Source organism: Vulcanococcus sp. DEBay_Sum22DG08_74 (assembly GCF_017852955.1).
Lineage (GTDB): Bacteria > Cyanobacteriota > Cyanobacteriia > PCC-6307 > Cyanobiaceae > Vulcanococcus.
The window spans coordinates 1-7,958 of the sequence record NZ_JAFMKL010000078.1; the positions used below are offsets into that span (position 1 = coordinate 1).

At 66.7% G+C, this 7,958-nt stretch carries 5 protein-coding genes and 1 pseudogene; 1 reads left to right on the plus strand and 5 read right to left on the minus strand.

Annotation, left to right across the window (positions count from 1 at the left end):
• Positions 1-71: pseudogene (locus QZ184_RS11430) on the plus strand (photosystem II protein D2); the annotation flags it as partial.
• Between the two features lie 70 nt (positions 72-141).
• Here the strand turns inward: QZ184_RS11430 and QZ184_RS08580 are convergent.
• The 5 genes from QZ184_RS08580 to QZ184_RS08600 all read right to left on the minus strand — a co-directional run.
• Entirely contained in the window at positions 142-1,740 is a 1,599-nt protein-coding gene (locus QZ184_RS08580) for a multicopper oxidase family protein (protein ID WP_296419090.1), read from the minus strand.
• A gap of 351 nt (positions 1,741-2,091) precedes the next feature.
• Positions 2,092-3,039 (minus strand): lysylphosphatidylglycerol synthase transmembrane domain-containing protein, encoded by a 948-nt coding sequence (locus QZ184_RS08585; protein WP_296419092.1) that lies wholly within the window; start codon positions 3,037-3,039, stop codon positions 2,092-2,094.
• Positions 3,039-4,433: a glycosyltransferase gene (locus QZ184_RS08590; protein ID WP_296416799.1), complete on the minus strand. Its 1,395-nt coding sequence runs from the start codon at positions 4,431-4,433 to the stop codon at positions 3,039-3,041. The genes QZ184_RS08585 and QZ184_RS08590 overlap by 1 nt, the downstream gene beginning before the upstream one ends.
• Positions 4,430-6,826 carry a glycosyltransferase family 39 protein gene (locus QZ184_RS08595; protein WP_296419095.1) on the minus strand — a complete coding sequence of 799 codons (2,397 nt, stop codon included), beginning with the start codon at positions 6,824-6,826 and terminating at the stop codon, positions 4,430-4,432. Before QZ184_RS08595 ends, QZ184_RS08590 begins: the two co-directional genes overlap by 4 nt.
• Positions 6,793-7,958: glycosyltransferase family 39 protein (locus tag QZ184_RS08600; RefSeq protein WP_296419097.1), on the minus strand; the 1,166-nt coding region annotated here is incomplete at its 5' end. The genes QZ184_RS08600 and QZ184_RS08595, both read right to left, overlap by 34 nt.

The window sequence follows — 7,958 nt, forward strand, 5'->3', positions numbered from 1 at the left end:
CCCCCGCGGACCAACCGCACGAAAACTTCGTCTTCCCTGAAGAGGTTCTGCCCCGCGGCAACGCCCTCTGATCCAGATGGATTGACATCCCACGCCTGGCGTGGACACCTAGCGCCCCAAATGGGGCGCTTTTTTATTGCCCTAATCGAAGGTCAGCTGTTCATGGACAAAGCCGCTGGGGTCCCACCAACCCAGATCGGCTGAGCGATAGGCCAGCACGTTGAACATGCCGCGCATGTGGTGATAGCTGATGTGGCAGTGGAAGGCCCAGAGGCCTGGGTGGATGGCATCAAAGGCAATGCGGCAGCTGCCGCCCTTGGGCACCAGCACGGTGTCGCGCATCGGACCGGAGAACGGCTGCCCGTTGATTTCGATCACCTGGAATTCATGGCCATGCAGGTGCATCGGATGGCCCATCGGGGTTTCGTTGCTGAAGACCATCTCCACCCGTTGTCCCTCCTCGACCCAGTAGGGATCGCGGTAGGGATAAAAGCGGTCGTTGAGGCCCCAGCGGCACTGAGGGGCGGGGCCGATGAGCGCCACTGGAATGGTGTTGTCCGCCGGTTTCTTGGGGAGGGGTTGCTGTGCCCTGAGCTTCTTGTCCTGGGTGAAGTCCAGGCGTCCGGTCCACTGTTGGGTTTGCGGGGCCAGGTTCGGGATCGCCTGTCCGGGCGATGTACGTAGGACGACGCCACAGCGCAGGTTGCTCTGCTCGCCGCAGGCCAGCAGCGGGAAAACCCCTGGCGTCTCGGGCAGGCGGACCCGCAGGGTGAGCCGTTGGGCGATGGCCAGCTGGAACACCGAACCGCGGATCGGCTCCACCGGGTTGGCGTCGGTGCGCAGGAGTTCTCCCTCCAGCTCGCCGAGGTCCAGGAAGAAGTTCATGAAGGCGCTGGCGGCGATCCAGCGAATGGCCACGGTCTCCCCGGGTCGGGCCTCGATCACCTGGGGTGCGTCCAGGCTGCGCTCGTTGGCCAGCAGGGCGTCATAGACCACATCCGGCAGCATCAAGCGCCCCGGTTTGCGCTGCCAGCTGAAGCGCTCGGCTGCTGCATCCCATTGCTGCGTGAGCAGGGGCCGAGGCTGCTGCCAATCGAAGTTTTGGAGCGAGCGGGCCATGGCGGTGTCGCCGCCCCGCTTGCCGGAGACGATGTTGCTGAGGATGGTGTTGGCCGGTGTGAAGCTGAAATCCCTCAGGGTGACCGTGACGGTTTGGTCCGCCCATTGCTCCTGTTCCTCGCTGAGGATCACGAAGGGCTCAGCGACAAAGCTCTGGGTTTGCAAGCCGTAGTGGGAATGCATCCAGAAGGTGCCGTCCTGCTGGAGCGGGTAATGGATGCGTTGGCGCTCCCCCGGCGGGATGGGGGGTTGGGTGACATAGGGCACCCCATCCATGGGATTGGGAAGGATCAGACCATGCCAATGAATGGTGGTGGGAACCGGCAGTCGGTTCACCAGCTCCAGATTGACGCCGGCCTCCCGGCTGGTGGTGTACCCCCGTTCCCCAGTGACCTGTCGAATGCAGCCCCGCTCCACTTGTCGCCCCAGCACGGTGATGGGTGCGGTGGTGATTTCCAGAACGGTGGTGGCTGGATTGGTGGGCACCTGGAAGGTGGCCTGGCCGATGAATCGGCTCCAACTGCTCTTGGCTTGGGCCTGGGCTTGCTTGAGCAGCTCCAGTGCCGTGCCCCCAAAGGCGGCCCCCAGCAGTCCGAGCTGGAGTAAGGCGCGACGACGCATTCGCAGCTGCTGTGCTGCTGGTTCTCTAGCCAGGGCGGGCGGTGTTGTCGCATCCGCAACGCCGTTCTTGGTTCAGCCTCGATAGGATTTGCGAGATCCGTTAGCAGTGATGTGGCGGCGCAGAACCCTTCGGGCGGAAGCGTTGCCGGATGCATTGCCGGCTAACAACAACCCCCACAGGAGGAGGTGCCCGTGTCCCACAGTTGTAAGAAGCAGGGTCTGCTGATCGCGGAGAACGCCGGCTGATTTCGGCGCCTCGTTCCTAGATCAAACGGTTCCGCGTCAGAGCGGACCCGGCGAGAGCCCCCGGTTCCTTTCGAGGAATCGGGGGCATCGTTTTGACTGGTGCCCTCAGCGTGATTGCGCGGCTCGGCTGAGATCCGGTTGGCGCATCAGCGCCAGGACTCCGACTAGGCAGGGGATGGCGAGGGTGCAGAGACGAAGCAGCAGCGTCACCGCCAGGGCCTGGGAGCGATCGGCTCCGTAGAGCATCGCCAGGCCAATCGAGGTGGCCTCACTGGTGCCCAAACCGGCCGGCAGCAGCGAGATCACCCCGCCGAGGCCCGTCGCGGTTCGGATCACGGCGGTTTGGTGCAGGCTCAGCTCAACGCCGAGGGCGTGATACAGCGCCACCAGCAGGCCCGCCTCGATCATCCAGCAGACGCAGGCCAGCAGGGTGCCGGCGATCAGGGGCTTGGGTTTCATCAACTGGCGCATCCGGCCCATGGCCAGCAGCGCTTCTCGCAGCAGCCGAATCAGGCCGTTCCAGCGTTGATGCAGGGGCAGGCTCTCGAGCCAATGCTCCAGGCGCCGCAGGACCCGCGGGTGGGTCAGTACCCAGCCACCGACCCCGAGGACCGCCAGGCCAATCAGCATGGCGATCCAGACCTGCTCCCCGAGGCCCCAGCTGAGGACCAGTAGCGCACTGGCGAGATCCGCCAGGCGCTCGGCCAGGGTGATGCCCACACCCACGGTCAGCGGGAAGCCGTGGCGCCGCTGCAGCCAGAGGCCGCGCACCGCCTCGCCGCTGCGGCCGGGGGCGGCAATCAAGGCAAGGCCGGCGGCGTAGATCTTGGCGGCGGGTTTCAGGGGCAGGGGAAAGCCCAGTTGGCGCAGGTAATAGGACCAGCGCCCGATCAGCACCAGATGGCTACCCAGGCAGATGGCGGGCGCCAGGATCCACCAGCGCCAGTGCAGTTGGCCCAGGGTCGCGCTGACCTCCTGGATGCCAAAGGCCGTGGTCAGCCCGAGATAAATCGCCAGGGCTGCGACCAGCCCGAAGAGCCAACGGCGCCGCATCAGGGAATGAACCTCAACTTGCGGGCGGCATAGAGACACATCTGACCCAGGATCAGGCCCTCTTTGACGTGGGCGATGTTCGAGCTGCCGTAGCTGCGCTCTTGGTAGCGAACCGGGACTTCCACGATCTTTAGGTTCAACTTGCTGGCGCCAAACAGCAGGTCAAAGTCTCCAAAGGGGTCGAAGTCACCGAAGTAACTGCGACCGGCCTTGAGCCGTTCGTAGTCGTCCTTCCAGATCACCTTCGTGCCGCAGAGGGTGTCCTTGAGCCGTTGACGCAGCAACCAGGAGAAGGCGGCGGCAAAAAAGCGGTTGGCGGCCGTGTTCAGCGGCGGCATCGCCTCCCAGCTGCGGGGGTAGACCAGGCGGCAGCCGTTGACGAACTCCCCGCGTCCATCGGCCATGGCCTGGGCGAAGCGCGGCAGATCCTCCGGCCTGACGGTCAGATCGGCATCGAGGATCATCAGCACATCCCCCTCGGCCTGATCAAAGCCCAGCCAGACCGCATCGGCCTTGCCCTTGCCGGTCTGGCGGAATTTCTTCAGGCGCATGGGCCCCTGATAGGTCGCGCAGACCCGCTCGATCTCCTCCCAGGTGTTGTCGGAGGAATGCCCCTCGACAAAGATCACCTCGGTGAAGCGGCCCAGTTCCGGCAACCGCTCAATCGCCGGTGCGATGTTTCCGGCTTCGTTGCGGGCCGGGATGACCACGCTGACGCTGGGGTTCTGGCGCTGCTGACGGGCCGGCCGGGCCACCATCCAATGGGTCAGCCCCAGGTTGTCGATCAGCGGCAGTTGGCTCAGCCAACGGTTCGCCAAGGGGGTGATCAAGGGAATCTGACGCGGGACCAAGCAGCGCTGGCCCTCTTTGAGCACCTCCCAGCTCGCAAGATCCAGCAGGTTGCGGACGTCGTTGGGGGTCAGCCAGCTCTCAGGCGGTTGCGGTTGCCGTTGCCCCAGGCGCTCGGCGGCCTTCAGCAGCGGTTGCCAGAGCCAATTGTGGAAACTCACCACCAGGCGTGTGCGCGGGTGGCAGAAGGCCTCAAGCCGCTCCAGCACCCCTTGCACGTCCTGCAGCGTGTTCAGGGTGTTCGGCAGCAGGATCACATCGAACGGCTGGGTTTCGCCGATGGACGCCGGGGTCATCGTCTCGGCGTTGGCCGCCAGGATCCGCAGCTCGGGGTGCCGCTCACGGGCAACAGCGGCGACATCTGGATCCAGCTCGATGCCCACCCCATGGGCCGGTTGCAGATGGGCCAGCAGATCGCCGCTGCCGCAGCCCACCTCCAGCACCCGCAGGCCCGGTGGCACCAGCAGTTGGTGCAGACGCTCCAGGTCGGCGTAATAGGTGCGGTTGCGCTGGCGGAAGTGGATCTGCTGGCTCGGGGCGGTCATGAACGAAGCAGGTGGAGGGTCTGGGGCAGATCCAGGCGCAGGGCACTGGCCACGATGCGCAGGGTGCGCAGGGTGGAGTTGTTGGGGCTCATCTTCGCTGCTTGATCCAGCGCGACCTGCGCTTGGGCGGGCCGAAAGCGATAAAGCTCCACGACTCCAAGCCCCAGCAGTGCATTCGGATTGGAGGGATCCAGGGCCTTGATCTGGGTCAAGGTCTGCGCCGCATCGCCGGCGTGGCGCTGCAGGGCCTGGGCCAGAGCCAGGCTGTAGAGGTCGTTCAGGTCACCGGGATCGTCCTGGAGCCGGGCCCGCAGGATCGTCTCGGCGTCGCTCAGATAGACCTGCTCCGGGTCGCTTTGGTTGAGCTGTCCGACCTTGGAGAAGAGGCTGTCCAGTTCGCCGCGGCGCAGTTGTCCCCCCAGCTGACGCAGCAGGGCGACGCGGTTGGCCGTGCGTTCACCGGGATCGCCCTGACCCGGTTGCAGCAGCACCGCTCGATCGGCCGGCAGCTGGATGGCCTGCCGTTGGCCATTGGCCTTCAGCAGCTGCAGCTCAGCGCTCCAGGCCCCGTCGCTGCTGGCATCGTCACTCAGGGCCAGCTGTTGCTGAACCTCGAGGCATCCCTTTGGCAAACGCAGCAGGCCCTGGCCCAGGGCCTGGTCGGCTTCGAGTCGTTGCTCGCCTTGGCGGAGGGTTAGCAGCAGCTTGGATCCCTGCAGGGCGGTGCTAGGGCCTGAGACCCGGATGTCCAGGCCACCTGGAATCGCCGTGATCGAGCCGCTGAGCTGGGCTGGGCAGCTGATTGCTGCGGTGCGCACACTCAGTTGCTTGCGGCGCAGCAGTTGCGCCTGGCTGCCATCGGGCAGGGGCCAGCTGCCCACCTGCTCGAAGTGCGCTGAGTTCTGCAGCAGTTCGCTTTGGCGGGCCTGCCGTTCATCGCTCATCACCCCCTGGTCCCCGCCTTTGCGCAGGAACCAGTCGAAGTTGCTGAGTTCTTCTTCCAGCCGATCCTTGGGGGCCACGGTCTGGCGGGCGGCCAGGCGGAACTGCTGGCGCCGTCCCTCGGCTTCGAGGTTGAAGGCGTTCAGGCCTTCACTGTCCGGCAGCACCGCCAGGGTCGAGATCTGGTTGGGGCTGGTGCTGCGGACGCTGGCGACGATCGCCTCGATGGGCCAGCCCCCCTGGGGGTTCGGGCGATGGGGCGGAAAGCTGCTGAGCTTGGGCCCCCAGCCGAATTGGCTCCAGAGCGCCCCCAGCAGCGCGACCAGCACCAGCGCCCCCTGCCAAAGGGGTGCCCAGCGGCGCTCGACGCTGGCGACGATCAAGGCCAAGGCAATGGCCAGCTGCGGCAGCAGGGGCAGGACGAAGCGGAAGTCCTTGCTGGTCATCAGGATGCAGATCAGCAGTCCCCCCAGGGGAAAGCTCAACCACCAGATCAGCCAGGCCTTGTCTGGGTTGAGTTGCGGTCTGCGCTCCACCAGCGCGATGACTCCGCCCACCAGCACCAGGGCCGTCAGGCTGCTGCCGAGCATCGCCGGCAGCAATTTCAGGTAGTAGAGCCAACCCTCCAGGCTGTTGGCCTCCAGGCCGTCCTGGTAGGCGACCCCCCACTGGCGCGCTTTGTTGATCGTGCTCAGGATGGTCAGCCAGTTCTGGCTGAACCAGGGCCAGACCAGGAGCCAGGCGATGACGCTGGCCGTGGCGCCCTGCAGCAAAGGCCGCCAGTGACCGCGGCGCGCCTCCCGCAGGCCTCCGATCAGGAGCACCAGCAGGGGGAGCCAGAGCAGCACCAAGCCCGTCGGCCGGGTCAGGGCCACCAGCCCCAGTCCGATTCCGCTGAGGACGGTCCAGAGCCAGCGACGGCCGGCTGCAAACCAGCGCCGCTGGCTCAGGATCCACCAGCTGCCGGTCATGACCGCCGTCAGGCTCAGGTCGATCAGGTAGTCGGTGCGTTGATTCAGCAGGGCCGGGGCTGTCGCCACAAACAGGGCGGCCCAGAGCCCCGCGCGGCGGCTGTGCAGTTGCCGGCCTTGGCCGTAGCAGCTCAGCAGCAGGATCCCGTTGAAGACGGCGCCGGAGGCCATGGCGCTGCTGAAGCTCGGGCCGAGCAGCTGCAGAACGGGTGCACTGAGCACGTAGGTCAGCGGGCCGCGGTAGCTGGGGGCCTGGGCCCAGAGGCTGTGCCACCAGTCCCCGCTCCAGGGGGCCGGCTGGCTCAGGACCTGCCAGACCCCCAGGGCGCGGCTGAGGTGATCGCCCTGGTCCCAGGCCGGCGGGGCCTGGTGCTGCTGAATCCAAAGGCCGTCCAGCAGCAGGCAGAGCAGCCAGAGGGCCAGCAGCAGCAGGCCATCACGCCGGTTCAGTTGCCGCTGGGGCTGCGTACCAAGGTCCATGGGGCCAGATCATCGCCCGAGGCCAGGGGGATCAGCTCCCGATTGGCGGAATCCTGCAGGGCTGGTGTCTCAATCCAGGCCAAGCGGCCTGGCTTCAGTGCCGCCGCGCTCTCCACCTTTGCTCCCAACTGCGGAGTCCCCAGGGCCAGCAGGATCAGCTGGGCATGGGCCTGGCCGCTCAGGGGGCTGCCGCTGATGACCGCCACCGGTTCTGCGGCCAGCAGCGGTTGGATCGCGGCATCGCTGAGGGCCTGGCGCAGCCCTGGAGAGCGATCGCTGAACAGGCCCCCCTGCACCAGCAGGCTCAGGGCCAGCCAGGGGCCGATCAACACGGCGGCCAGGACGCGTTTCGGGGTCCGTTGCTGGGGCAGCAGCGCCCAGCTCAAGCCCAGGACCAGGGCCGCAAGACCCAGCAGTGCTGGCGCCAGGGGCGGGATCTCGAGTGGGAGCAGGTTTCCGGGGAGCAGGAGCAGCGCCCCGGCCAGGCAGAGCAACACCCCGAGGCCAGCGACGCCCCAGGCGATGGCCCGCGGCCGGGCGATGCCCGATTGCGCGAACAGCCGCAGGCCGCTGGCGGCCCAGATCGCCAGAAAGGGGGTGAGCTGCAGGCCGTAGTAGGGCGTCTTGGTGCGGAAGCAACTCAGCAGCAGCAGCAGGCCGAGCGGATAGACCAGCAGCAACAGCCCCTGCTTCGAGCGCCAGCGCCTCAGGCCGCAGACCAGCCCGGCGAGGGCCACCAGGCTCCAGGGCGCGCAGTTGGCCGGGATGTTCCAGAGGTAATAGAGGGGACCGGCGCTGTAGACGTCGCTTTCCGAGAGGAACAGCAGCTTGTCCAGCAGTCCTCCGACGACGCCAGCCCCGTAGTGCTGCAGGCTCAGGCCCAGCCAGAGCCCGACGGGCAGCCAGCCCAGCAGGAGCCCGGACCAGAAGGCGGCAGAGCGCAGCAGGACACGCCGCCGCAAGAGCAGGAAGGGCAGCAGGGCCAGCACCGGTAGGGCGACCATGAAGCCCTTGATCAAAAAGGCTGGTCCCAGCCAGGCACCCGCGGCGAAGCTCCAGCCGCGGGACCGTTCGTCTGTTCGCAGCAACGCCAGGACCCCCAGCAGCTCAAGCGCCAGCAGGGGCATGTCCT

Bases quoted from the DNA above. Each gene is read 5' to 3' on its own strand.
- QZ184_RS08585 (WP_296419092.1), bottom strand. From the start codon at position 3,039: ATGCGGCGCCGTTGGCTCTTCGGGCTGGTCGCAGCCCTGGCGATTTAT.
- QZ184_RS08590 (WP_296416799.1), bottom strand. From the start codon at position 4,433: ATGACCGCCCCGAGCCAGCAGATCCACTTCCGCCAGCGCAACCGCACC.
- QZ184_RS08580 (WP_296419090.1), bottom strand. From the start codon at position 1,740: ATGCGTCGTCGCGCCTTACTCCAGCTCGGACTGCTGGGGGCCGCCTTT.
- QZ184_RS08595 (WP_296419095.1), bottom strand. From the start codon at position 6,826: ATGGACCTTGGTACGCAGCCCCAGCGGCAACTGAACCGGCGTGATGGC.